Below are 24,998 nucleotides of genomic sequence, written 5' to 3'. Positions count from 1 at the left end.
CGAGCGAAGTCGAGACACCCATCAGCGTGGCGCAAGGCCGACAAGTGTCTCGACTTCGCTCGACACGAACGGGAAATGGATGGCATTCAACCCGCGCCGCGCAGATCCGACGGGGTCATGCCGAAGCGGCGGCGGAAGGTGCGGTTGAAGTAGGACAGGTCGCCGAAACCGCAGGCATAGGCGACCGCCGCGATCGTCCGTGGCGCCTGCCCCGGATGCAGCAGCAGGCGATGGGCGCGGTCGAGCCGTTCGCCCAGCACATGCGCCGAAAAGCTGCTTCCCTCATCCTGGAACAGGCGGCGGACATAGCGCGGGCTGATCCCGGCGCGCGTGGCCACACCTACGATGTCGAGACGCGGATCGCACGAGCGCACCGCGATGTCGGCCTTGATCGCCCGCAGTCGTGCGGCCTTGACGCCGGGCCGTTCCGGCGCGCCATCTTCGGCTGCCGTGGCGGCGACCGCGCCGATGAGGTCGCGGATATGCCCGGCCGTGAGCGCCGCCGCCACGCCCGACGCCGCGTCGGCGCGCAGGCGCAGCATGTCGACATAGGCGTGGAGCAGCCCCAGCAGATCGCTTTGCCGCGGGACGACCCGCATCGCCAGATCGTCCGCCCCCGACAGAAGCGCGCGCAGGTCGTCCTGCGCCACCGCGATGTTGGTGAAACGGCATCGCTTCCGACACTGGATGGTACTGACCTCTCCGCCGCGCACGAAGATCGAGTCGCCGACCGCCAGCACATGCTCGCGCCCGCGCTGGCGCAGTTCCAGCGGCGCATCGGCGGTGATCAGATAGAGCATCTCGACCGGATCGGCGGCAATCAGGCGGTGCGTCCGCGAGACCTGCACCGGCGATGCGGAAACCGAGGCATAGGCGGCTCCCGGCAGCGCGCACAATGTCCCTTCGGCGTGAAACGGCACGTTCCGGGCCGGTTCTATGTCGAGCCGGACCATCGCCTGCCCGAATAGCTCGCGCCACATCGGCAGCCGCTCGCGCTCCGGCACCGAGGCGGTGGACAGTATCTGGGAAAAACCGGCCGCGTCCATGTCCCCCTCCCGTCCGGCGCACCGTATCGCCGAAGTGCCGTCTGGTCCACCTCGCGTTCCTTCTGGTCCGAGACAGGCTTTCGCTGTCCATGGCATCACGGTGGGACAGGGAGACTCCGATGCACGAACATCCATTGCCCGATCCGACGCCCGCCGCCCCCTCGCGGGCGCCCGGACGCTGATGCGGGAACGGGTGCGTCGACAGCGACCCGTCGGCGTATCTGCTGGCCGGACAGGGGGACACTGCCGATCGGCTTCCCTCCACCCCGGTTCGGCCGCTCCCGTCGGGCCTGTCCGTGCCTTGTGCGGCACGGGCAGGCCCCTGATCCGAACAGGCTGGAGACAGATGCCATGACCCGCAAAGGGCGAACAAAGGCCGGATTTCCCAGATCGCCGACGCGGCGGTATCGGCGTATCCTGCTCGCCTCCGTGCTGGCTCTCGCGGCCACGCCCGCCGCGGCGCAGGACGGGCGGCCGCGCTGGTATGGCGTCGATCATGGCGCCCAGCAGGCGCGGCTCGTCTTTGGCGTGCCCGACGGCGGCATGACGTTGCTGAACTTCATCTGCGACAAGGGCGTTCCGGAGGTGTCGGCCTACATCACCCACCCGCCGGTGCGCCTCGCGGCCGGGACGAGCGTGCCGGTCCGCCTGAGCGACGGCAGCGCGACGCTGACCTTTCCCGCCACGGTTCAGCCGCCGGAGGCGGACGGCCTGCTGCGCCTGCGGGGGCAGGTGCCGCTCGACGCATCGTTCGAAGCGATACTGGCGGCGGACGACCGGATGTCGGTCAGCGTCGCCGGATCGTCGGCGCGCTATCCGCTGGACGGCGTCGCGGCGGCGGCGCGGCCGCTGATCGCACTGTGCGGCACCGCCGCGCGGGCGGCACCCGCCGCCGACCTGAAGGTCGCGGTCACGAACAGGAGCCGGCGCCGCCTCGAACAACTCGCGCTGCGCGCACCCGACGGCATCGAAAGCGATTCGGACGCCTTCGGCTATGACGGGCTGGCCCCGGGGCGCACGCGGACCTTCACCATCCCCGGCGGCGCGGGCGTCTGCACCTATGAAATCTCCGTCCTGTTCGAGGAAAAGGAAGAGGATTGCTGCAGCGACCCCATGCCCATCGCCCAGCAGAATCTGTGCGACGACCCGCGAATCATCGTCCATGACTGAGCGCGAGGCATCGTCATTGCGAGGAGCCGAAGGCGACGAAGCAATCTCCAGCTATCGTTCTGCCTCACCGATAGCTGGAGATTGCTTCGCTCCGCTCGCAATGACGTGGGAAAGCGGCCCCAAGCCTTTCCTCCGCCTCGGCGGCCTGTTTCTTTGCGCGCTGGCGCTGGGCGGCGTGGCCCCCTCGACCGCACAGCCGGCGCCGTCCGCCACCGTTCCAGCGAGCTTCGATTGCGGCAAGGCGACGCGCGCGGTCGATCGCTTCATCTGCGCCAACGCCGCGCTGCGCTGGCAGGACCTGGCGCTGTCGCGCAGCTATCGCGCCGTGCTGGCGAAACTGGCCGGCCCGGCGCGCGCGGCGCTGGTGGCGGAGCAGCGCGACTGGGTGGGCGAGCGCGACCGCCGCTGCGCCGCCGACCGCAGCTTCGCCGAGTTGAACGATGCCGCGTCGTGGGTCCACGACCAGGCCTATGACTGCATGACGGTCGTTTATCTCGGCCGCCGCCAGGAACTGGGCGACCGCGCCGCCGCGCCGATCGCGACGCGCGTGATCGGCGAGATCGACCTTGCTCCCCTCGCCCGCGCGCGGCCCGAACTGGCCGAGAACGGGCGCGTGCCGATCGCGGGGATGCGGCTGTCGCCCGACGGCAGCCATGTCGCGATCCTGCTGCCCAGTCAGGAACTCGACGGCCCCGACCAGTTGTGGCTCTATCGCGTGGCCGACCGCAAGCTGGTGCCCGTGACGCCGCCTCCCGACACGCGCGCGAAACATCCCGCCGACGCCGTGGCCCTGCTCACCGGCTTCGCCTGGCGCGGCGGGACGCTGTTCGCCATCGCCTCGCTGTGGGGTGACGGCAGCGACGGCCTCGACGGCCCACAGGCTTATTACGCCGCGACGGTCGCGGGCGGCCGACGCCTGCGCGACAAGCCGGCCGAAGCGGACAATCTGTGGGAATCGGTGACGGGCGGCCTCGTGTACCGCGAGGACGAATTTTCCGACGACCTCGACGCCGTGGACTCGCTGCGCGGCAATGCCGGCTGGCTGGTCTGGACGGCGGATCGCGGTCACGGCACCGTCGACCTCCATATCCGCACGCGCAAGCCGCCTGGCGCGCCTTATCTCGTCGCGTGGGGCGGTTGGGAACTGGCGTCCTTCCTGTTCGACGATGCACGCTCGCGCCTGATCTATCCCGCCGATATCGGGATCGCGCGGTTCGACATGGCGACGCGCACCGAGCGCCGCATCACGGGCACCTGGCGCGGCGACCTGCCCTATGCCGTGTCCGCCGATCAGGGCACGCTGCTGTGGGCAACGCGCAACGCCTGCGGCGACGAACATGAGGCCGACCCGAACGCGCCCGAACGCTTCTGCCTCGCCGCGATGACGGGCGGGGCTATATGAGCGATTCGGCCATATTCACCATCGGTATGTTCCTGCTGGGACCGGCGATCATCGTGATATTTTCGCTGTCGGCGAAGCTCGCGCTCCGGCGCCGCCCCGGTCCGGCGGCGAAGCTGGGGTGCGCCCTGCTGGTGCTGCTGGGCGTGGCGGCTTTTTGCGGGATCATGGTGGCGAGCGCGGGCGGCGCGATCCACCCGCCGCTGGTCGAGCGCGCCGCGCCCTATGCCTGCGACGGAACGGTCGAGCGGCTTTCGCAAAACTATTCCTACAAGCCGGGGCAGCAGGGCGTATCGCACACCATCTATTGCATCGCGCCCGACGGCACCCGGCGCGACATCACGCTACGCGCGATTGGCGCAGCCAGCATCTATTACGGCCTTTATGCCTTTGGCGGCCTGATCCTGCTCGGACTGCTGCTCGCGCTGTTCAGACCCCGCCGGACCGACAGCGAGATTGCCGACGCCAACGCCTTGGCGAGCGCCCTGCGCGACAAGATGGCCGAGCGACTGCGCACCGACGCCGATATCATGCGCCGCCCCGCCGCACCGTCCGACGCGGGCGGGGGCAGCGTCGAGGACCGGTTGCGGCACCTGCAATCGCTGCGCGACGGCGGCCTGATCAGCGAAGAGGAGTATCAAGCCAAGCGCGCCGAGATATTGGGGGGCCTGTGATACGCCGCCGGGTCCTCCTGTGTCTTGCGGTCCTGCTCCCGGCCGCCGTCGCGGGCTGCGCGAGCCGCGAGCGGGAGGCGCGCGAGACCTTCGCCGAACGCTTCACCTGCCCGATCGAACGGGTGACGGCGACGAAAGTCGATGGCGCACGCCGCAGCGAGGTGCACCAGCGTGCGACCCCCATTCCGGATCCGCCCGCCGAAATCCGCGCCGACCCCGCGCGGCTCGCCCAGTGGACCGAAAGCCACCGGGTCTCGCCCGGCTTCGACTGGTATTATGAGGGGTATCGCGCCGCCGGATGCGGGCACAGGGCCGAATATCTCTGCACCTGTCCCATCGAGGCCCCGATCGCGAAACAGGCCGCCTGCACGTGCGAGGCGCCGTCCGTCCCGCTGTTGCCGGATGGAATGCAAGGAGAGCGGGAATGATGCGCGCGCTGATCGGACCGGGGATCGTCGCCGCGATCTTCGGCCTGATCTTCCTGCTCGCCGGGCTGGAGGATTTTCGCAAGACGCATCGCTCGCGCCTGTTCCGGCCGCTCGACATCCTCCCCGCCGCGGCGGGCTGGGGCTTCCTCGCCATGATGTTCGCGGTCGCGGGCGGCGCCGTCTATCCGCCGATCGTGTCGACGGTCGCCGAACCCATCGTCTGCCCGGGCGGCCTCGACACGCTGTCGCGCGAATACAGCTACAAGCCGGGGCAGCAGGGCGTCACGCGCAACCTGCTGTGCGCGGGAGCGGATGGCGAGCCGCGCGACGTCACCATCCCCGCGATCGCCGTGGCGACATTGATCTATACCGCCGCCGGACTGCTGTTTTCGGCGTTGCGGTCGATGCTGCGCCGGCGCCGCCGCATATCCGGTGCCGATCCTGAAAGGCGAGACCATGATGTCGTTGAAAATTAATCCGCTCCCCGGCGTTCTGGCCGGCATCCTGCTCGCCTCGTCCGTTCCGGCGTCGGCGGAGGAGGAGCCTGTTGCATCCGCGGCCGTGCAGCAGGAATTCGACGCCTTTATCGCCCGATTCCGCGCCGCGCTCGCGGCCGACGATGCGACCGCGGTCGCGGGAATGACGCAGTTCCCGTTCATGCCCTATCTCGATGAGGGCGGCAGCAGCGACGCCGCCGCGTTTCGCGCCGAAAGCTATCCGCGCTTCCTGGCCGCGAAGGCGCGCCGATGCCTTGCGCGCCGGAACGCCATTCACGATCGCGAGCCCGATGGCGGCGAGACCTTCGTGATCTTCTGCGGCGATCTGGGATATTATTTCCACATGACGCAGGACGGATTCCGGTTCACCGAGGTCGGACCGAACGATTGAGGCGAGCGCGCGCCCTCGTCCGGTTCAATCGACCGCCGCGCTTCGGGGCGCGAGCAGGGCCGCAAGGAACCGCCGGTCGGACCAGTCGCTCTTGCGGCCGGCGAGCAGCGCGGCGACGTCGAGGCGGGCCTGGCGGACGATGGTCAATCCCAGCGAGGGGATGACGTACAGCCGCTGGTCGCCGGCACCCGCGGCAACGACGAGGTCGGCGGGAAGCCCGGCGGCGGGATCGGTGATGTCGGTCGAGCGGGTGACCGGGTCGTCGGACGGCGTCGCGCGCGGGAGCCACCAGGTGAGGCCATAGGCCGGATTGGCCTCGCTCCCCTCGAACAGCTCGGCAAAAGCCGCCGCGTCGACGAGCGGCTTGCCGTCGACCTTGCCGCCCATGCGGACGAACTCGCCGATTTTCGCCCACTCGGCGGCGGCAAGGACGAGGCCCTGCGGCATCAGCGGATGTCCGTCGGGCCCGTTTCTCCACTCGCCGACCGTCACGCCGAGCGGCGCCAGCAGCCGCCGCTCGACATAGCGCCGCGGATCGGCGTCGCGCCCCGCGGCCGCCAGCTTGCGCCGCATCACCTCGCCAAAGATCTGCAACGGCGTCGGGCCATATTGGAAGCGGGTGCCGGGCGCCGCGGTCAGCGCGACCCGCAGCGAATCGGCATAGCCCTGCGGGCGGCCGATCGCCGACGGCTGGCCGCTGGTCATGGCGAGCAGCTGGCGCAGCGTGATCGCCGCCTTGCCGGGATCGTCCCGCCATTCGGCGATCGTGTCGGACGCCCGTTCGTCGAGCGCGAGCAGCCCATCTTGCACCGCCGCCGCCGCCATCAGGCCGACGAGGCTCTTGGTGCCGGACCAGAGTTCGTGGGGCCGGGCGGTGTCCTGCGACGCGCAGACGACCTCGCCATGCCGCAGGACGAGGACGGCGAGCCCCTTGTGCCCATCCGAATAGGCGATCGCCGCGGCGCAGCCGGGCCGCGCGTCTTCGGCCGCAGGCACGGGAGCGGCGGGCGCGCTTCCGGCCGCCACGGGAGTCGCCGTCGCGGCGACGGTCAGAAGAAGAAGACGCCCGATCATGGCCTGCCCTTTCCACATGCGCTGGGTTGTGTTCGCGTTTATTATCGATAATAAGTGCGACTGCAATCGAAGATTGTCCTGTCGGGCGCGCAAGCTAGGATGGGGCGTTCAACAGAAACGATCAGGGATCATGGCCGTCACGACGAGCGACGAGGACAATGCACCGACGCAGGACCGCGTCATCGCGCGGCTGCTGATCGACGACATCGTCGCGTGGCGCATTCCGCCGGGCTCATGGCTCCGCGAGCGCGAGATCGCGGCCCGCTTCGGGGTCAGCCATGCCCCCGTCCGCGAGGCGTTCCGCCATGTCGCGAGCATCGGCCTGATCAAGGTCGTGCCCTGGCGCGGCGCGTTCGCGATCGACGTCGACGATCATGGCGCGGACGAGATTTACGAGTTGTGGAAGGCGCTGTTCGGCGTCGTCTGCCGTCTCGCCTGCACGGCGATGAGCGACCGCGACGGGCGCGAGCTCATGCACCGGCTCGTCGAATATAAGGACGTGACCGAGCGGACGACGAACTCGGCCGAGCATCTGCGGGTGTCGAACCGGATCGGCCGTTTCATCGCCAAGCGCTCCAACGCGCCGCTGGCGCTCGAACTGCTCGACCGACTGGCGCTGCTCGCCCGGTGGCAGCACAATGTCTACACCGACGAGTTCGTCGCGGCGCATGGCGAGGGAGAGGTCGGCCGGCGCTCGGCGGTGCTCTACGAACAGCTCTGCCGCCATATCGTCGCCCGCGAGCCCGACGATGCCGACCGGGTGGCGCGCGACCTGATCGCGACGTCGCAGCAGAATTTCGCCGAGGCGCTCGCGGAATACAAGGCGCGGCGCGGCAAGCCGAAAACGGGCCGCCGCCGGGCGCGATCGTGAAGCGCGACGGGACCGACCGCCGCACGCTGCTGAAGGCGGGGTTCGCGGCGCCGATCGCATGGCAGGCGCCGCCCGCCATGGCGGCTTCGCCCGATGGCGCGCTGTTCGACCCCGACACCTTGTTCGCGGACGTTCGGATCTATGCCGAAGCGGGCAACAAGCAGTCGGGCGGCGCGGGCGATCGCTGGACCGCGGACTGGACCGCGAACCGGCTTGGCGCGGCGGGCTTCGCGGTCGAGCGGCAGGCGTTCGAGGTGCCGTGGTTCGAGGCATCGCTCTGCACGCTGACGATCGGCGACCTTGCGATTCCGTCGACCGCGCAGCCGCTCGCGGTCCCCACGCCGCCGGACGGCCTGTCCGCGCCGTTGCGGCTGGCTGAGACGGCGGGGCGCCTCGACGGCGCGATCGCGCTCGTCCGGCTGCCGCACCGTCGCTGGTCCAGCCTCCTCGAACCGGCGGCCCGGGCGCCGATCGCCGACGCGATCGCGCGCGGAGCCGCCGCCGTCATCCTCGTCACGACCGGCCCGACGGGCGAGGCGCTGCTGCTCAATGCACCCGCCGACAAGCCGCTCGCGGACAGGCCGATCGTCCTGCTGGCGCCGAAGCGCGCGGCACCCGCGATCGAGGCCGCGCGGCACGGGGGCCAGGCGACGCTGCGGTTGACCGGGCACGGCGGCCGCCGGATCGCCGAGAATATCGTCGGACGGCGCCGGGTATCGGCGGGGCGCTGGATCATCGTGTCGACGCCGCGATCGGGCTGGACCGACTGCGCCGGCGAGCGCGGGCCGGGGATCGCGATCTGGCTCGCACTCGCCCGGTGGGCGCCGCGCGCCTTCCCGCGGCACAATCTGCTCTTCGTCTGCAACAGCGGCCATGAATATGAGAATCTGGGGGCCGCGCACCTGGTCGAGGCGATCGCGCCGCCACCGGGCGAGAGCGATTTCTGGCTGCATCTGGGCGCCAACGCCGCGACGCGCGACTGGCAGGAAATCCCGGGCCGCCTGCTGCCGCTGCCGAGTGCGGACAGCCATCGCTTCCTGATGACGTCGCCCGATCTGGTCGAACCCGCGCGGCGGATCTTCAAGGGGCAGCCGGGGATCGAAATGGCCTATCCCTCCGGCGAGGGCGCGGCGGGGGAACTGGCCGAGGTCGTCCGGGCGGGCTACCCCCGCCACGCCGGAATCTTCGGCGCCCACCGCCACCACCATGCCGCGACCGACGATTTGTCGACCGTCGCGGCCGAACCGCTTGCCGCTACGGCGCGCGGCTTTCGCGATCTTCTGACCGCAGCCATTCCCGCCGACCGCTGACCGCCGCCGCCGGCATCGCGATGTTTCCGGCTTGACTCGCGCTTGCCGATTGCACAAAATTATCGATAATAATTGCACAACGCCTTTGGGAGGGATTCATGAAACGCAAGACGCATCTTCTTTTCTGCGCGACCGCGGCCTGGACCGCGATGGCCGGCCCATCCTTCGCGCAGGACGTCGCGCCCCCGGCCGACGCGGCGTCCGAGGCGGGCGACGACGGCGCCATCGTCGTCACCGCGCGGCGCCGCGAAGAACGATTGTCGGACGTTCCGACCGCGGCTTCGGTGATCGACGCCGCCGCGCTGACCGATCGCGGCGGCGCGCAGACGAGCGGCGAACTGCTCGCCGATCAGCCGAGCATCCGCTTCAACAACCTCAGTTCGTCGGTGACCTCGGAAATATCGATCCGCGCCTCCTCGACCGCGCGCGCGACCAACGGCGACCCCAGCGTCGGCCTCTATCGCAACGGGTCCTATATTGGCGGCGGCGCCGTCGGCGGGCGCAATTTCAGCCGCCTCGACATGCTCGACATCGGCCGGGTCGAGGTGCTGCGCGGCACGCAGGGGGCGCTCTATGGCCGCAACGCCGTCGGCGGCGCGATCAACATCATCTCGGCCGAGCCCGGATTCGACCTCTCCGGCTGGGCGAGTGCCCGCTACGGCTTCGAGACCAACAGCTTCCAGATGCAGGGCGCGGTCAACGTCCCGCTCGGCGAGGGCGCAGCGGTGCGCATCAGCGGCGACCTGGTCCAGCAGGACAAGGGCTTCTTCTACAACCCCGACAATGATGTCTATTTCGACCGGCAGAAGGGGCACGGCCTGCGCGGCCAGCTTCGCCTCGCGCGCGGCCCCGTCGACATCGTCCTGCTCGCCGAAACGCAGCGGCTGACGACCCCCGCGATCCATTATCAGATCTTCATTCCGGCCGGCACGCCGGGCTTTCCCGGCGGCTATATCCAGGATCGCTTCCGCTATCCCTGGAGCACCGCGCCGCGCGCCAGCCAGGACGTCGACGGGCTGCAGGCGATCGTGCGCGTCGACCTTGGCGGCGCCCGGCTCAACGCGACGACCTTCTTCCGCAAGCGGCACAGCGAATATGATCTCGACAACGACGGCGTCAGCGCCGCGGAACTGGCGCGCGCCCGCGCTGCCGGGCAGGTCGGGCCGGCGACGCCGATCGATCCGGGCAGCGCCTCCTATGTCGTCGACACGACCGACATGCTGTCGCAGGATCTGCACGTCACCGGCGGCAGCGATCGCCTGACCTGGCTGTTCGGTGTCGAGGCGATGCTGCTCGACAGCGACTTCTCGGTGACGACGACCCGCACGCCGACGCTCGCCAATCCGTCGCCCGGCAACGTCGCACCCGCGCGGCTCCATTTCGAAAGCTATGCCGCCTATGGCTCGCTCGGCCTCGATCTCACCGACAGGCTCAACCTGACCGGCGAGCTGCGCTATACCCGCGACAGCCGCAGCATCAGTGCCCGGCTCTACGATCTGGGAACCGGGCTTCCGACCGGCGGACCGACCCGCGTCATCGACGACAGCATCGAAGCCGACAACCTCTCCTACAATGCGACGCTGTCCTACAAGCTCGCGCCCCGCATCCTCGCCTATGCCAAGGTCGGGAGCAGCTATCGCGCCGGCGGGTTCAACACCCGCCTGTCCGACCCGCGCGCGCCGAGCCCGGTCGAAGTGCTGTTCGGCAACGAGAACAGCACGAGCTATGAGGTCGGGATCAAGGGCCAGCCCGCCCGCCGCGGCTATTTCGCGATCGCGGGCTATTACACCGATCTTCGCGACCTGATCGCGCAGGTCGACGACGGCTGCGCCCTGACCAATCCGACCTGCCCGGTGGCCGCGGTCAGCTATCTGACCAATGCCGGCAATGCGAAGAGCTGGGGCATCGAGGCCGAATACAGCCAGGGATTCGACATCGGCGCGGGAAGCGGGCGCCTCGCGCTCAGCGGGTCGCGTCAGGGCGGCGAGGTCAAGAGCGGACGCTACGCGGGTCTCGACCTGGCGCAGGTGCCCGACTGGCTGGCGTCGGCGAACCTCAATCTGCGCTACCCGGTCGCGCGCGACGTGACCCTCACCGGCAACATCCTGGTGAGCGCGCAGTGGGGCGGCAAACAGGAACTGACGCCGACCTCGGTCGACCTCGACGACTATCGGCTCGTCAACCTGCGCTTCGGCGTCGAATTCGGCGGGTTCGGCATCGCCGCCTTCGCCAACAACGTCTTCGACAAGGTCTATTATGTCGCGCAGGCGCCGACGATCAACCGCTACAGCCAGCCGCGCGTCGTCGGTCTCGAAGCCCGGTACAGCTTCTGAAAAGCGGGCCGATGCCGGCCTGCACGGGCAGGCGCGGCATCGGCCCAAGGTTTCCCCAGTGGTGGGGCGGAGAAGACCGGGACGCGATCGGTGGCGGCTATTCGAGCAACGGGAGCAATTCGTCGGTCAGATAGCCGAAGCGGCGCATCTGCTGATGATGGGCGGTCACGACCGCGCGAACCTGACGCGGGGTCAGCCTGTCCCGCCACTGATCCGCCCGCCCCTCGCGAAAGAAGCGTTCGGCGCTGTCGGGCTTTTCGCTGAACCCCGCCTCATCCTCCTGCTGCTTCAGCGCGGCGAAGGACGACCGCTCCATGGCGGTGGCGAGTTGTTCGGGCGAGGGCGAAAGCAGCAGGTGGCGGGCGAGCGCCCCGAACGCCGCAGCCGGATCGGCCAGCATGTCCTCGTAGCGCATGACATGGATCGCACGATGCGGCGCGCGCGTCCAGCTTTCGACATGCTGGCTCCACGACCCGTAGATCTCATAGACACTCTTGTCCGAAACGCCGGTTTCCTTGTTGCGCAGCGCCATCTCCCCGATCGCATAGTCGATGTCGCTGCCCAGGTGATGCGCATAGGATATGGCGACGTCGAGCGGGTTGCGCACGATATAGATAGCGCCCGACGTCACCGCGAAGTTGATCGCGGGCACGCCGCGGTCGGACACCAGCGCATGATGGGTCTTGACCATCGCCAGCCCCTCGGTGCGTTCGGCGATCTCGGCTTGAACCGCCGGGCGGATGCGCGCGATCTCGGCGCGGTCGGCTTCGGTGACCGGCTTGCCCAGATGGCGCTCGTAGGGTTTGGCCGCGATGTCCCACAGCGTATATTCGGTCATCCGGTTGATGCTCTGCGGCGCGCCCGCGTCGTCGTCCTGCATGATCTTCAGCAGGTTGTTGAGGAACGCCCGCGTCCAGGTGTTGCCCGACTTGGGGTAGGAGGCGATCCACAGGATGCCGCTGGGCGCCGCCGCCGTCCCGGGCGCCTCCTCGCGGTCGCGGCGCTCGCCCCGCTCAATCGAGGCGGGCATGACGGAACCAGCCGACGCGGACCTGTTCGCCGCGCGGCGTATAGCCGATCAGCGTCAGGTCGATGCCATAGATCGGCCAGATCGGCTCGCGCTGCTTCTCGCGCAACTCCCCCGATTGCAGGATCGCGACCATGCCCAGCAGATTTTCCTGCACATGGTCGGCCGCCCAGGCTTCGAGCACCGTGCGGGTGTGCCCGATGATCCGCGCCGCGACATCCTTGCGCCGCGCGGCGGGCGACACGGCGCACCGCAGATGGGCGAACCGCCCCTTGAGCGGCGGAAAATCACCCAGCCGCGCCGTCGAGACCCCCGCCAGCCGCCCACCGAGATAGGCGACGACGCACAGTTCGGCGGCGCGTTCCTCCGCGACATCGTCGGGCATGCCGATCTCGCGCCAGAAGCTCTTGGCGTCGGCGACGCAACGGGGATCGTCGCGCCGCCATGCCCGGACTATTTCCAACGGTTCCATATCGGCCACCTTATGTCCCGGTCGACGTGCACGACAAGGGAAAGGATTGGCGGCACAGCACGATCAGAAACCGATGCCGAACTTCACATAGGCGCCCCGGATCGTCCGGTCGAAGGATTGCGCCTTGTCGATCCCGCCGTCGATGGCGTCGAAGAAGCGTTCCCAGCGATAGCCCGCGGCGACCTTCACCCCGCCGACGCGATAGGACAGGCCCATGCTGGCGCCGAGGTTCGGCACGGTGACCCGGCGCGACCGGCTGCGGTCGATCGTTTCGTCGTAGAGCAAATCCTCCAGTTGCGGCGGATATACGATGTTCGGTTCAAAGTGATAATAGGTGGCGTCGCGTTCCTCGCGGCTGGCCATGGCCTGCTTCCCGAACAGCAGGCCGCCGTTGATCCGCCAGTCGAGGGCGAGACTGCCGTCCTGTTCGTTGCCCACCAGCCGCTTCGACGCTTCCCATGACAGCGAGGGGCCAAAGCCTTCGAATTTGCGCGTCGAGGCGAGCGAGGCATTGTACAGTTCGTGATGGGTCGTCGGATATTTGATTTCCGAATAAGCGGCGCGATAGCGGTCGGGGATGCCGACCATGTCGATGTCGGTGGCGGATCGGAACTGGGCGTAGGTCATACCCAGGCCAATAACCGACGTGCCGCCCTCTCCCATCAGGCCCAGGCCGACATCCTTGCCCACCATGAAATCGACGATGCTGTGATCTTCATATTGCCCGACCTCGATGGTGCCGAAATTCTCGCCGCCGCTGAAATAGCGCGGAGGGTCAGTGGGCAGGATGCCTTCAACATAACCTCCCTTCGCCTGTTCGGAACTGATGCCTTTATGTTGCGCGTCGAACCTCCTGCCGCGATACGCTCCCCAGACGCGCCAGCCGTCGGGCATGTTGAAGGTGATCCTGGCATCGCGGACATGGCTGATACCCAGGCCCGCCCGCTGCGTCGCCGTCGCGGTATCGGCAAAGGGCAAGCTGTCGAGATAGTCGTCGAAAAAATCCTGCTTATACAGTGCGTTTTTGGCCGTCATGCTGTTCGCACCCATGCCGAATTCAAGTTCGACCGGATAGGGCTCGCCCGGCTTCCGGCGGCGCCAGCCGCTTCCCCAAGGCAGCGAGCCTTCGCCGAAGCTCTTGGATACTCGCAAGCCGTAAAGGCGCGGCTCGGTCAGGAAGACGTTGGTGGTCAGGCCCGAATCGTCACTGTTCAGGAACGATCCGGTCAGCGCCGTCTTGTTGAACACATTCTTGACGTAAGCCATGATCCGCCAGCTATCGGCGATGTCGAGGATCGCCGCGACATTGACCGTCGAATAGCCGCGCAGACGGTCATAGGGATTGCTGTTGAACACCCGCGCCCAGCTTTTCGACTGATAGTGATAGTCGCCATGCAGCGTCAGGGCCCAGTCGGTGGCGAGCGGGATCGTGTAATCCACCGTCACCGTCGCCGTATAATGGGGTGCGTTAGGCAGTTCGTTGCCACTTAGATCCTTGGAAAACCCCTTGCCGCCGTTGGGCGCGGACGCGGGATCGAAACCAATATAGCCGACATATGCCGGATCGACCGGCACCGGGCCATTGCTGCCCTTCTTCACGGTCGGATTGGCGACATAGGGAAGACCCGTCATCGGGTCGACTCCGCCATAATAAGCGTCGATGCACATGCCGTTAAAGCTGCCCCCCTGACCTTGCGGCAGGTTGATCTTGCCTCCTGCGGCAACGACATAGGTCGGCAGGATGCAGTTGGACGGAATGGTCGGGAACGGACGAACGACCACCCAGTCGGGATTGCCGGCGGTCCGATCCATCAGGTCGACGGCGCTCGATCCATTGGCGAGTCGGGTGTTTTGATACCCGCCTTTGAAACCCAATCGCAGACGGTCGGTCGGCCGCAAGTCCGCCTCGATCTCCAGACCCCATATTTTCGAATCGAAATTGGAATTCACGGCCGCCCGGTTGACGATCTCCGACGTCTGGTAATCCTTATAATCGTAATAGAATGCTCCCAGATTCAGTGTCAGCGCCCCGTTGAACAACGTATTCTTGGTGCCTATTTCAAAGGCGTTGACATATTCTGCCTTGAAGGTTTCGGGCGCGCCCTGAAGTTCCGCGATGATCGACGGGTCGAACTGGCCGTATGTGGCAAGAGCTATCGGCGGCGGATTGGCGCCGCCTGCCTTGTAGCCGCGCGCGAAGGACGCATAGAGCAAGGTGTGATCTGTGAAGCCCGTTTCCGGCTGCCAGTCGATCGCGATACGCCCCGTCGGTTCGCTCCATTTCTGGGAAACGACCTTCGCCGTCGGATATTCGCCAGTCGCGAAACCTGCGAGCAGCCAGCTTGGAATCTGAGGCGCATCCTTTTTATCGACCGTAAAGCGCAGGCCGCCGGTCAATTTCAGATTGTCCGTAATATTGTAATAGGCCTCACCGAATGCGGCATAGGAATGCAACGTGTAAGGATTGCGGCTGAGGAAATAATTTCGGCCTTCACCATTCAGGCTGCCGATCGGATTGGGATCGATATAGATACAGTTGGTGATAGTATATTGCCCCCCCGGATCGGGCGGGGCCCCGGTGGGACTTTGACACTCGCTGTTGTCCGAGACGCCCGGGATATAGACGTTGCCCTCGGCATATTGGTCCCATTGCAGGGCAGCGAACATGCTGAGGCTGTTGACGAAGACATAATAGCGATCTTCGGTCTTGTAGCGCAGATAGTTGGCGCCGAGGCTGAAATTGAACGGTCCGTCGAAATCCGACGACAGGCGAAGCTCCTGGCTGAACTGCTTGGACTCAGCGGTCGACAGATCGCCCAGCAGCAGCCGATCCGAGCAGCCGAGTTGCGGATCGCAGAACACGCCGTTCGCATCGAGCACGCCGGGACGCTTTGGCCTGACAATTCTTGCCGTGGGATCAAATGCCCCGGATTTGGTGGTGAAACGGTTATAATCCTGCGTCGAGAACAGCGAATCGGTGCTGTAGGCAGTTTCCGAACTCAGGGTCAGCGTATCGCTGAGGTCCACATTGAGTTGCAGCTCGAAGATATCGGTTTTCGCCCGATATTCGGGCTCGATCGACGATTCGATGACACGCAGATCCCGCGACTGGAATGCACTGGCATAGGGATCGACGTCCTTGAATACCGGATTTCCGAGATTGCCGGTGGGTCCATAAAATGGCAGCGCGAAACCGTTCGGCGTCTGGAACGCCTCGTCCGAATAGAGCGACACCGGCAGGCAGCCCTGGCTGAGATAGGTGCGGGCCCCGAAATAACCGCCCAAATCCTGGTTGACTGAAACGCCGCCAACTTCGCTCAGCCCCGGATCCTTCTTGCACAATTGCTTGCCGCTGCGCAGCCGGTCGTCATGTTCCTGAAAATGCTCATAGACGAAATCGGCGCGCAGCCACGACGTCGGCTCGAGGCGCAGCGAGGCACGCAGCGACCACAGGTCACGCCCGTCAATCTGCTTCCCCGTCATCTGGTTCGTCGTGTAGCCGTCGCGCTTGGTCAGCGCGCCCGCGAGGCGGAAGGCGACCTTGTCGTCGACCAGCGGGACGTTGATCATCCCCTCGACCCGGCGGTTCTTGTAATTGCCGACATCGACCGACGCGAAGGCGTCGGGGTGATATTCCGGCTTGGCGGAGATCAGGTTGACGACACCCGCCGTGGCGTTGCGGCCATAGAGCGTGCCCTGCGGGCCGCGCAAAATCTCGATCCGCTCGACGTCATAGAATTCCTGCTCGAAGAAGCGGTTGCGGACGAACGGCGTGTTGTTGAACGCGATCGCCACCGCCGGATCGGTCGTCGCCGACACCGCCTGCGTGCCGATGCCGCGAATCTGGATCGTGTAGCCGGTGAAATTGGTCTTGCTGAAGGTGATGTTCGGCGCCTGGCTGATCAGGTCGGGGCCGCCCGCGACCTGCCGCGTCGTCAGATCCTCCTGGCTGAGCGCCGTCATCGCGATCGGCACCTCCTGGATCGATTCCTGGCGCTTTTGCGCCGTGACCACGATGATGTCGTCGCGATAGGTGCCGGCGTCGGTCTCCGACGTTTCGGCGGGCGCCGCCTTCGGGACGACCGAATAGGTCTGCGGCCCCGTGCGCTGCGCGACCAGCCCGGTCCCGTCCAGCAGGACGGCCAGCGCGCGGTCGGCGGTCATGTCGCCCCGCACCGCGTTGGTCTTCTTGTTCTGCGTATAGCGCCGGGCGGCGACGATCTGGATATCCGCCTGCCGGCCCAGCTCCGCGATCCCCGTTGCCGCCGCCTGCGCCGGAACGTCGAAAGTCTTGCTCTGCGCCTGCGCCGGGCTCGCCGTCGCGACGCAGACGATCGCGGTCGAAGCCATCAGCGCGGCGCGGCCGATTCCAATCCCCATCATGTCCCTCCCTTGTCGGGCGCTTCCCTGCGCCCCTGCCCCACAAGAGACCCCGGCCCGGATTTTCCTTTTCCGGCGCGCCGATTCTTCAAAGACCGGGCCGGCCGATGCGGATCTGCGCGGGATCGGACAGGTCGACGGGCACCCCCAGGCTGACCTCGACCGCCTGCGCGAACCCTTCGGGATCGTCGGTGCGGAACACGCCGTCGAACCGCTCCGCCGCGACGACGGGATCGGCGACGACCAGCTGGCGGCGGTTGTAACGGTTGAACTCGGCCACCGCGCTGTCGAGCCGGTCGCCGGCGAGATCGACCTTGCCGTTGCGCCATGCAAGCGCACGGTCGATCGCGGACGGTGCGGCCGGGGCCTGTTCGATCGCGGCATCGTCCGCGACGAAACCGCGCGACCCGGCCTTCAATCGGACGCGATGGCCCTCCGCGCCCTCGGCCCAGACCTCGACCACGCCTTCGGTGACGAGCACGTCGGCGCCGCCCGCGCGGCGGCGCACCGAAAAGGCCGTGCCGACCGCGCGGATGCGCGCGCGGCCCGCCGCGACGACGAAGGGGCGCCGCTTGTCGCGCGCGACCTGGAACCAGGCTTCGCCCCGCTCGATCCGCACGTTGCGCGCCGCGTCATCGAGACTGACGTCGATGGCGCTGGCGGTGTTGATCGCGGCGATCGATCCGTCGGCCAGCGGCACGCGCCGGATTTCGCCCACCGCGGTCGCATAGCTGGTGCCGCCGAACAGCAGCACGCCCCCGCCGACCGCCGCCGCGACCGCCGCGCCGCCGCCCGCCAGCACGCGCCGTCGGCTCCATCCCGCCCGGACGCCCGCATCCTCGCGCACCGCCGATTGCGCCGGGAACGGCCGGTCGAGCGTCATCCAGGCGGCCTGAGCGCGCAGCAACGCGCCGGCATGCCTGGGATCGCGCGCCAGCCAGCGTTCGAGGTCCCGCTCCTGCGCATCGGACCAGTCGTCGCCGTCCATCCGCGCGACATAGCGCGCGGCATCGGCGTCGATGTCGCTGGCTCGCCGCCCGGTCATCGCGGCCGCTCCCCGCCTTCGAAGGCGGCGAGGCGCGCCGCGCTCAGCGCTTCGCCGTCGCGCCACGCGCGCTGGACCGCCCGCACGCCCTGATAGATCTCATTCTCGACGATGCTTTCGCTGATGCCGAGCGCGGCCGCGATCTCGCGCTGCGACCAGCCTTCCAGCTTGCGCATCCGGACGATGCGGCGGCGGCGCTCGGGCAAGGCGTCGATCAGCGCCAGCAGGCGCCGATAGTCGATCCGGCTTCCCGCCTCGCGCTCGGGCGACGGGCGCATGTCGTCCTGAAAGGCGTCGATCTCGGCGATCGCCTCGATCGGCACGACCCGGGCCCGCCGCAGACGGCGGACGAGAAGGTTGCGGGCGATCGAGAAGAAATAGGCATCGGGGCGGTCGATATGATCGACGCTCTCCAAGGCCGCCAGCCGCGAATAGGATTCCTGGATCAATTCGTCGATATCCTCCTGGGACGCGCGCGTGCGGGCCAGCCACGCGCGCACGGCCGCTTCGTGGGGAATGACGTGCTCGGTCACCCACGCGGCCATGCGGCGTCGCCGCTCGAACTTCACGCCCTTGGTCGTGGGCTTTTCTCCCTCTCCCCGGGATTCTATCGTCTTGAGACCATAAGAGCCACGAGCGCGAATTTTCCTTTCGCGACCGGCGAAAATTGTCGGCGCGGACCTTCACGAAGGTGCGACGGCCACAGCAGCAGGGGCCGTGACGATCGCATACCACAGCGCGCAGCACGGCGCCGCATCGGGCGCCGGTTCGATTCTGATCTGTCGGAAAACTGGAGCGGGCGAGGGATTCGAACCCTCGACCCCAACCTTGGCAAGAGGAATCGAGCATTTAGCCGATCAACGCCACCCCTGCGAGGTATCCGTATAAACCATTGTTTATCAGATATATACCTTCAAATAACCCTACCCATTTATATCCGATAGCCGCCGTTTGTTTCCGACGATCTGGTTGCTACTTGCTGTCCAGACGCTTCTATACCATGCTGGTAACCACCATAGAAGGTGGTGATCCCGGAGGTAAAGATGACAAACGGCAAACGCATCACGAAGCGCGCTGTTGATAGCTACGATGCTAAGGGGCGCCCAACCTGTTTGTGGGACGGCGAACTCCGCGGCTTCGGGATCAAGTTCAATCCCAGCGGCACGAAGGTGTTCATCCTTCAGTACCGCAATGCTGAACGACGACAACGGCGCCTGGTAATCGGTCGATATGGTGTTCTGACCGTCGAACAAGCGCGGGACAAGGCACGTATCCTGTTGGGTGAGATTGCGAAGGGGAATGACCCCGCGGAGGACAAAATTGGCCTCCGTAACGCGGTAACAGTCGGCGAACTGTGCGACTGGTATCTTGAGGAAGCGGAGGCGGGTCGGCTTCTTGGCCGCATGCGCCGCCCTATCAAGGCCTCATCGCTGAGCATGGATCGAAGCCGGATCGAATGTCATATTCGCCCGCTTCTTGGCCGCCGGAAAGTGTGCCTGCTGCGGGTGACCGACATCGAGCAGATGCAAATCGATATAGCAGCGGGGAAAACTGCTCGGTCGAGAGCGGCCGGCCGAGGCGGAGTCACCAGTGGCGGCAAAGGAGCCGCCGCCCGCTCGGTGGGCACCTTGCATGCCATCTTCGCTCATGCCCAGCGTCACGGCTTGATAGACGCCAACCCAGCCTTGGGCGTTCGGAAATTTACTGATGAAAAGAAAATGCGTCGCCTGAGCCGGAACGAAATTGTCGATCTCGGTCATGCACTACGGGAAGTTGAAGAGACCGAACATCCCGTCGGCCTGGCAATTATTCGTCTCCTTCTTTTGTCGGGAATGCGTCTTAACGAGGCGCAAGGGCTTGAGCATGAATGGGTGTCGGAGGAGGGATATATTTCCTTCCCCGATACCAAAACCAATGCCCAGATCCGACCGATCGGGAAGGCGGCGGTCGCGCTTATCCGCGCGCAACCCCGTCTCGAGAATTCACTCTATGTCTTCCCGTCAGACTTCGGTCGATCGCATTTTCGCGCGGCCGATGGTGTTTTCGGCCGAATCTGCAAGCGTCTCGGCCTCACCGATGTGACGGCCCATACGTTGCGGCACACATTTGGCAGCATCGCCGGCGATCTCGGCTATTCCGAGCTTACCATTGCCGCCATGCTCGGACATGCCAGCCGATCCGTGACCAATCGTTATGTCCATGTCGACGAGGTCATGCGATCGGCTGTCGATCGCGTATCCCAGGAAATTGCTCTGCTTCTCGACAAGGGTGATACAAGCGGTTCGCAGCCCAGCGCCTTCACCTTCTCAGGCCCGCTGATTACGACCGGCCTGACGGGCGATACGGCGGGCGTTGTCACGATAAGAGCTGCCGCGCCGCGTACCTGATAGCGCCGCGGCCCTGGAAGACGATGTCCCCCGCCCGTGAAGGTCGGCTTGATCAGCGCCCGTGATGCCAGGAGATGCAACGGACAGAAGATCTTTCGAACACACTGGTGATGAAATCGTGTTGGCCCGCCGCCATGTGTTGTGCGAGCCGCGGTCCAGTATAGTTTTGGGGCGCCGATCACGGTCGGCCGGGCCAGCGTCGCCGGATTAGCTCATACAAAAGGGAACCTGCCTTTGGCTTGGCAGGATTGACTGCAAACCCCGCAACTAAGATTGCGCAGAGCATTCTTAATTGCGCGCAAGCAGGGATAGTTGCGCATTCAAACCCTGTCTGGCCACAAATCTTACCGATCGGGATGTTTCATTACCTGAGATGGCATTGCGGAAAGCGATCTTACCGATCGGGAAGAAACTCTCTTGCAGTGGCGTCCGCGATATGCAATCTTCCCGTTCGGGAAGAAAAATGATCCAAACTTCAAGGGAATTCGGCAGCGCTGTTGCGCAGGCACGCAAAGCGCTGGGGATCACTCAGCGCGAGTTGGCGCTTGCCATCAATAGTGGAGAGCGCTTCATCGTCGATCTCGAGGCCGGTAAGCCGACGGCGCAACTCGGCAAGGCACTGGCTGCGGCGCGCGCGGTCGGCCTACGTTTGGAACTGGCCTAAGCCATGTTGCTGCCAGTCCACTATGAAGACCGGCAGGTCGCGACGATTCTGGCCGAAACGGGCGATGTGCGGCTCCGCTATGATGCCGATTGGCTAAGCGCGCCCGGCCGCTTTCCAATCTCGCTCACCATGCCGCTTGGCGACGTGGATTATGGACAGGAGATCGTCCTGCCATGGTTAATGAATCTGCTGCCCGAAGGCGAACCGCTTCGGGCAATGACCCGCGCCCTTGGCGCATCCTCGGAAGATGTACTCGGCCTTATCATGGAAACCGGCAGCGATCTCGCTGGCGCGCTCACCATTGGACCGGCGGAACGGAACGGCCCACCCGGCTACCGCGCCATTCCCGATGATACAGCACTCGAACGGATCATCACCGACCTGCCGTCGCGTCCATTCCTGATTGGGGAAGACGGTGTGTCGATGAGCTTGGCGGGCGCACAGGACAAGCTTCCGGTTGCCCTGCACGACAATATGTTGGCCATCCCGATCAACGGCGCGCCATCGACTCATATTCTGAAGCCCGACAATCCGCGCCTGCTAGGCAGTGTACAGAATGAGGCGCTATGCATGGTGCTGGCGCGGCGCATCGGATTGCCAACCGCGACGGTGACGACCGGCAAGACCGGCGAGCGCAGCTATCTGCTCGTCACCCGCTACGACCGCGCTGTCAGCGATGATGGCACGCGGCGCATCCATCAGGAAGATTTCTGCCAGGCATTGGGCCGTGCTCCTGCCGCCAAATATGAATTCAACCGGACAGGTCAGCGCGGACCATCGTTGGCCGATATGTTCGCATTGATCCGGCAGGATATGACCGCGCGCGACATCACCCGGCTGCTCGATGCGGTGATATTCAACATTGCGACCGGCAACGTCGATTCACACGCGAAGAACTATTCCATCCTGCTGCAACCTCACGGCCCGAGTCTTGCACCGCTCTATGACTTGATGTCCGGCCTAGCCTGGGACGGCATCACCCCCAATCATGCACAGGACATCGGCGGCCAGCGTCGCGGGCGCCATATCTATGGCCGCCATTGGCGGCGCATGGCCGAAGCCTGCGGCCTGGCTGCCAAGGGTACAGTGCGCCGCGTCGAGGATGTCACCAAGCGACTGGTGAACGAACTGCCGGCGGCAATCGAGGAAGTCACCGCTATGCCCGCCGGCCGTGGGGTCATGCTCGCTGTCTTTGCCAAAGCCATTGAAGAGCGGATTCGTGAAGTTCGCGCTCATGCACAGGCAGATGGGGACATCGAGCCGGATCTGGGCACGGACACCAGCGCGGTTACAGGCGACTCCGCCTATTAAACCGAGGTATGGCGCGACATCAAATCCAGATACGGAAAAGACGTTGCTCTGCGGTATCCGTCAGCAGGAGCATTATCGTCTCACCATGAACCAGACGTAAGGCAGGAGGCGAAACTGCTGCGCTGAATCAGCGATGGGAGATTCCTCTAAAGGCTGCCGCTAGCCTATGGTTCAGCCACCTCCCATTTTGTCGGACGCTCCGGAACGGCTCCTTTCAGGAGTGCCGGTTGGGATAGTGGATGTTCCAGACGGTGAACCGGAATGTCAGCTTCGCGCCCTCATCTAAGTCATTCAGACCACGCTCCCAGACCTCCTAAAGCGGACATGTGGTTCTTTGCTGTCGCGTACTACAATCAAGCGCATGCCGTTGTGCCGCCAAGTCGACCGACAAAGAGAGTTTGTTACGCTGATCTCCTGGCTCTTATGGGTCGTCGAGGGGCTCGTAATCGAAGATGACGATACCAACCTCCGGCCCGGTCTTGCGGACTTCCGCCCGCACACGGACGAGTAGGCCCGGCTCAAGCCCCTCCGCGCGTTCGAGTATCGGAAGCTGAGTTGACTTTGCAGTTCGGAAAAAATCCCGTTTCCGCGGCACATCATCGCTCGACATGGACGAGAGTCGCATAAAGACGCACATCGTCCCGCTGCTCGGAAAACGTGTCGTGAAGCATCTGAAAATTGCCGATGTCGAACAGATGCAGACCGATGTGAAGAACGGAAAGACTGCCAAGCCGCGCACCGGAGGCCGCGGTGGCAGGGCGACCGGCGGTCCCGGCGTCGCGGGTCGCTGCGTCGGAACGCTCCAGGCAATCATTGGTCATGCGAAGCACAAAGGCCTGCTCGAGGTCCATCCGACGCTGGGAGCAAAGAAGCTCGCGGGAAAGAAAAGGACTCGTCGTTTGAGCGTGGCCGAGATCATGATGATGGGAAAGGCGATCGCCTACGCTGAAGCCAATGGGGAGAACCCGATCGCCCTCGGTGTGTTGCGAGGACTATTGCTCACCGGCTATCGGCGGCAAGAAGCGCAAGCAATGCAGCGAGCCTGGCTCCATGCCGATCGCGGATACGTTGTCTTTCCGGATACCAAGGGCGGAGCGCAAGTAAGAGCGATCGGACCGGCCGCCATCCGCATTCTGGAAGCTCAGGTGGAGATAGTCGGCAATTCCCACTTCTTTCCGTCCGCAGCGGGCGATGGCCCATTCACGGCTGTTAGCGACTGCCTGAAACGGGTTTGCGGCTTGGCGGGTATCACGGGAGTTACACCGCATACGCTTCGCCATACCTTCGGAAGCGTTGCCGGAGATTTGGGATTCTCCGAGCTTACGATCCGGGCAATGCTGGGTCATGCCTCGCAGAATGTAACTCAAGACTATGTCCACATCGACGAGGCGCTAAAGCTTGCCGTGCAGCGAACGTCCGACGAGATTGCACGATTGCTTGACATCGGCACTGACGCAAAAATGGAAATGGCGCGACAGTGAGTGCTCAAACGCGGCTGGCCGGCTGCGCCAGTCAGCTTTCGGGCGCGGATGGAGAAATAGCCGATGGCCCAAAAGGCTCGCCGAACAGGGTGCTTGCGATTGCGGTTGCCGCGATCGCCCCGGCGAATTGCGCAACAACAAACATTGGAACGTCATGCGGCGCGATACCCGCAAATGTGTTCGACAGGCCGCGCACCACGGTGATCGCCGGATTTGCAAAGCTCGTCAATGACGTGAACCAGTAAGCAGCGGTGATATAGAGCCCGACCGACGCCGCCACGGCCTGTGGCTTGTATCTCGCGGTACCGAGGATCGTCAGTACGAGGCCGAAGGTCGCAACGAACTCGGCGGTCCACTGCCCCAATCCAGTTCTCGCCTTTGTCGAAAACTGTAAGATCGGAAGGTCGAACATCAGATGCCCGGCCCACGCGCCGAAAATGCCGAAGGCAAGCTGAGCAACGACATATGCACCGGCGTCGAGCTAATGCGTGCAAGTCCTCACGGTCGGACGCAGCGACCTCATGAAGCTGTGGTGCGCCGGGGAGGAATGACGAGGACGCGAAATCTATATTGGATTCGATTGCTTGATTGAGCGTTTCCCGAAATGCGACACCGATTGTGCGCTTCTGGAGCGAGATAAATGCGTTCACCTCGGCTTCGACTTTTTCAATCGACAGTTTCAGGCTTTGGAGATCGCGGAACAGGGTGGATGCAGGCGAAAGCGTGTCTGCACTCGGGGCGGGCGTTTCGGTTATTTTGGTCATGTCATCCAGTTGGCGGCGGGCCTGGACAATGACCAGAAGCTGAGATCGTCCGACATGGTCCGAGATTCTACTTTCTGTCGCGAAGCGTCTCAAAGGTGCTGGCCCGCGGTGCGCGCAGCTTCTCGCGCCGGAAGGGACGTATGCGGCCTATCTGTCTGTACGTGCGCACATCCGAGTGTCAAACGGCGTTCAAAAGGGACCCCCGATTGGAGTGGGCCCCTTGGGCCGGACAGGGTCACGCAGCTGATTTGACCATGAGCCGGGAGTTTTGCTG

Annotated in this window: 19 protein-coding genes and 2 pseudogenes; 13 read left to right on the top strand and 8 right to left on the bottom strand. The window is 65.4% G+C overall.

Annotation, left to right across the window (positions count from 1 at the left end):
* Positions 1–86 precede the first annotated feature (86 nt).
* Complete coding sequence (locus tag ABS88_RS00275; protein ID WP_067186294.1) at positions 87–1,046, bottom strand: helix-turn-helix transcriptional regulator; 960 nt, start codon at positions 1,044–1,046, stop codon at positions 87–89.
* 429 nt (positions 1,047–1,475) lie between these two features.
* On the opposite strand from ABS88_RS00275, the gene ABS88_RS00270 reads away from it, so the two are divergent.
* The 6 genes from ABS88_RS00270 (at position 1,476) to ABS88_RS00245 (ending at position 5,605) form a co-directional block, all read left to right on the top strand.
* Positions 1,476–2,216, top strand: coding sequence for a hypothetical protein (locus tag ABS88_RS00270; RefSeq protein ID WP_286748620.1), 741 nt, complete (start codon positions 1,476–1,478; stop codon positions 2,214–2,216).
* A 100-nt stretch (positions 2,217–2,316) separates the two neighbouring features.
* Complete coding sequence (locus ABS88_RS00265; RefSeq protein ID WP_067186297.1) at positions 2,317–3,618, top strand: lysozyme inhibitor LprI family protein; 1,302 nt, start codon at positions 2,317–2,319, stop codon at positions 3,616–3,618.
* Complete coding sequence (locus tag ABS88_RS00260) at positions 3,615–4,289, top strand: SHOCT domain-containing protein (RefSeq protein ID WP_067186299.1); 675 nt, start codon at positions 3,615–3,617, stop codon at positions 4,287–4,289. Before ABS88_RS00265 ends, ABS88_RS00260 begins: the two co-directional genes overlap by 4 nt.
* Positions 4,286–4,717 carry a hypothetical protein gene (locus tag ABS88_RS00255; protein WP_067186301.1) on the top strand — a complete coding sequence of 144 codons (432 nt, stop codon included), beginning with the start codon at positions 4,286–4,288 and terminating at the stop codon, positions 4,715–4,717. The genes ABS88_RS00260 and ABS88_RS00255 overlap by 4 nt, the downstream gene beginning before the upstream one ends.
* Entirely contained in the window at positions 4,714–5,193 is a 480-nt protein-coding gene (locus ABS88_RS00250) for a hypothetical protein (protein ID WP_067186303.1), read from the top strand. Before ABS88_RS00255 ends, ABS88_RS00250 begins: the two co-directional genes overlap by 4 nt.
* On the top strand, positions 5,177–5,605 hold the full coding sequence (locus ABS88_RS00245) for a hypothetical protein (protein WP_148650929.1): 429 nt from the start codon (positions 5,177–5,179) through the stop codon (positions 5,603–5,605). The genes ABS88_RS00250 and ABS88_RS00245 overlap by 17 nt, the downstream gene beginning before the upstream one ends.
* A 24-nt stretch (positions 5,606–5,629) precedes the next feature.
* On the opposite strand, the gene ABS88_RS00240 is transcribed toward ABS88_RS00245, so the two are convergent.
* Positions 5,630–6,679, bottom strand: coding sequence for a serine hydrolase domain-containing protein (locus tag ABS88_RS00240; RefSeq protein ID WP_286748619.1), 1,050 nt, complete (start codon positions 6,677–6,679; stop codon positions 5,630–5,632).
* 130 nt (positions 6,680–6,809) lie between these two features.
* On the opposite strand from ABS88_RS00240, the gene ABS88_RS00235 reads away from it, so the two are divergent.
* From ABS88_RS00235 to ABS88_RS00225, 3 genes are all read left to right on the top strand, one after another.
* Positions 6,810–7,550 carry a GntR family transcriptional regulator gene (locus ABS88_RS00235; protein ID WP_067108136.1) on the top strand — a complete coding sequence of 247 codons (741 nt, stop codon included), beginning with the start codon at positions 6,810–6,812 and terminating at the stop codon, positions 7,548–7,550.
* Positions 7,547–8,860 (top strand): zinc-binding metallopeptidase family protein, encoded by a 1,314-nt coding sequence (locus ABS88_RS00230; protein WP_067186309.1) that lies wholly within the window; start codon positions 7,547–7,549, stop codon positions 8,858–8,860. The genes ABS88_RS00235 and ABS88_RS00230 overlap by 4 nt, the downstream gene beginning before the upstream one ends.
* A gap of 98 nt (positions 8,861–8,958) precedes the next feature.
* Positions 8,959–11,193, top strand: coding sequence for a TonB-dependent receptor (locus ABS88_RS00225; protein ID WP_067186311.1), 2,235 nt, complete (start codon positions 8,959–8,961; stop codon positions 11,191–11,193).
* Positions 11,194–11,290: 97 nt separating this feature from the next.
* Here ABS88_RS00225 and ABS88_RS00220 read toward each other — a convergent pair whose 3' ends face one another.
* From ABS88_RS00220 to ABS88_RS00200, 5 genes are all read right to left on the bottom strand, one after another.
* Entirely contained in the window at positions 11,291–12,223 is a 933-nt protein-coding gene (locus tag ABS88_RS00220) for a sulfotransferase domain-containing protein (protein ID WP_067186313.1), read from the bottom strand.
* Entirely contained in the window at positions 12,207–12,692 is a 486-nt protein-coding gene (locus ABS88_RS00215; protein ID WP_148650930.1) for a GNAT family N-acetyltransferase, read from the bottom strand. Before ABS88_RS00215 ends, ABS88_RS00220 begins: the two co-directional genes overlap by 17 nt.
* A 63-nt stretch (positions 12,693–12,755) precedes the next feature.
* Positions 12,756–17,075: a TonB-dependent receptor gene (locus ABS88_RS00210; protein ID WP_286748618.1), complete on the bottom strand. Its 4,320-nt coding sequence runs from the start codon at positions 17,073–17,075 to the stop codon at positions 12,756–12,758.
* Between the two features lie 85 nt (positions 17,076–17,160).
* The gene (locus tag ABS88_RS00205) at positions 17,161–18,117 is read right to left on the bottom strand and encodes a FecR family protein (RefSeq protein WP_067186319.1); all 957 of its coding nucleotides are present in this window, start codon (positions 18,115–18,117) and stop codon (positions 17,161–17,163) included.
* Positions 18,114–18,662 (bottom strand): RNA polymerase sigma factor, encoded by a 549-nt coding sequence (locus ABS88_RS00200; RefSeq protein ID WP_067186320.1) that lies wholly within the window; start codon positions 18,660–18,662, stop codon positions 18,114–18,116. Before ABS88_RS00200 ends, ABS88_RS00205 begins: the two co-directional genes overlap by 4 nt.
* Before the next feature lie 498 nt (positions 18,663–19,160).
* Here ABS88_RS00200 and ABS88_RS00195 point away from each other — a divergent pair, with 498 nt between their 5' ends.
* From ABS88_RS00195 to ABS88_RS00180, 4 genes and pseudogenes are all read left to right on the top strand, one after another.
* Positions 19,161–20,504: a tyrosine-type recombinase/integrase gene (locus tag ABS88_RS00195; protein ID WP_286748617.1), complete on the top strand. Its 1,344-nt coding sequence runs from the start codon at positions 19,161–19,163 to the stop codon at positions 20,502–20,504.
* A gap of 463 nt (positions 20,505–20,967) precedes the next feature.
* Positions 20,968–21,168, top strand: a complete 201-nt coding sequence (locus ABS88_RS00190; protein ID WP_286748615.1) for a helix-turn-helix domain-containing protein — start codon at positions 20,968–20,970, stop codon at positions 21,166–21,168.
* A 3-nt stretch (positions 21,169–21,171) separates the two neighbouring features.
* A complete protein-coding gene (locus ABS88_RS00185; RefSeq protein ID WP_286748614.1) occupies positions 21,172–22,479 on the top strand; it encodes a type II toxin-antitoxin system HipA family toxin in 1,308 nt (435 codons plus the stop codon).
* A 596-nt stretch (positions 22,480–23,075) separates the two neighbouring features.
* Positions 23,076–23,960, top strand: a pseudogene (locus ABS88_RS00180) (tyrosine-type recombinase/integrase); the annotation flags it as partial.
* Between the two features lie 31 nt (positions 23,961–23,991).
* Here the strand turns inward: ABS88_RS00180 and ABS88_RS00175 are convergent.
* Positions 23,992–24,435, bottom strand: a pseudogene (locus ABS88_RS00175) (aquaporin family protein); the annotation flags it as partial.
* Positions 24,436–24,998: the final 563 nt, after the last annotated feature.

The sequence above is a fragment of the Sphingopyxis sp. SCN 67-31 genome, assembly GCF_001725095.1.
Note: the sequence above shows the minus strand (reverse complement) of the source record. Positions and strands in the feature narration are given on the sequence as shown.

Bases quoted from the DNA above. Each gene is read 5' to 3' on its own strand.
- ABS88_RS00275 (WP_067186294.1), bottom strand. From the start codon at position 1,046: ATGGACGCGGCCGGTTTTTCCCAGATACTGTCCACCGCCTCGGTGCCG.
- ABS88_RS00265 (WP_067186297.1), top strand. From the start codon at position 2,317: ATGACGTGGGAAAGCGGCCCCAAGCCTTTCCTCCGCCTCGGCGGCCTG.
- ABS88_RS00260 (WP_067186299.1), top strand. From the start codon at position 3,615: ATGAGCGATTCGGCCATATTCACCATCGGTATGTTCCTGCTGGGACCG.
- ABS88_RS00250 (WP_067186303.1), top strand. From the start codon at position 4,714: ATGATGCGCGCGCTGATCGGACCGGGGATCGTCGCCGCGATCTTCGGC.
- ABS88_RS00245 (WP_148650929.1), top strand. From the start codon at position 5,177: ATGTCGTTGAAAATTAATCCGCTCCCCGGCGTTCTGGCCGGCATCCTG.
- ABS88_RS00240 (WP_286748619.1), bottom strand. From the start codon at position 6,679: ATGATCGGGCGTCTTCTTCTTCTGACCGTCGCCGCGACGGCGACTCCC.
- ABS88_RS00235 (WP_067108136.1), top strand. From the start codon at position 6,810: ATGGCCGTCACGACGAGCGACGAGGACAATGCACCGACGCAGGACCGC.
- ABS88_RS00225 (WP_067186311.1), top strand. From the start codon at position 8,959: ATGAAACGCAAGACGCATCTTCTTTTCTGCGCGACCGCGGCCTGGACC.
- ABS88_RS00220 (WP_067186313.1), bottom strand. From the start codon at position 12,223: ATGCCCGCCTCGATTGAGCGGGGCGAGCGCCGCGACCGCGAGGAGGCG.
- ABS88_RS00215 (WP_148650930.1), bottom strand. From the start codon at position 12,692: ATGGAACCGTTGGAAATAGTCCGGGCATGGCGGCGCGACGATCCCCGT.
- ABS88_RS00210 (WP_286748618.1), bottom strand. From the start codon at position 17,075: ATGATGGGGATTGGAATCGGCCGCGCCGCGCTGATGGCTTCGACCGCG.
- ABS88_RS00205 (WP_067186319.1), bottom strand. From the start codon at position 18,117: ATGACCGGGCGGCGAGCCAGCGACATCGACGCCGATGCCGCGCGCTAT.
- ABS88_RS00200 (WP_067186320.1), bottom strand. From the start codon at position 18,662: ATGGCCGCGTGGGTGACCGAGCACGTCATTCCCCACGAAGCGGCCGTG.
- ABS88_RS00195 (WP_286748617.1), top strand. From the start codon at position 19,161: ATGACAAACGGCAAACGCATCACGAAGCGCGCTGTTGATAGCTACGAT.
- ABS88_RS00190 (WP_286748615.1), top strand. From the start codon at position 20,968: ATGATCCAAACTTCAAGGGAATTCGGCAGCGCTGTTGCGCAGGCACGC.
- ABS88_RS00185 (WP_286748614.1), top strand. From the start codon at position 21,172: ATGTTGCTGCCAGTCCACTATGAAGACCGGCAGGTCGCGACGATTCTG.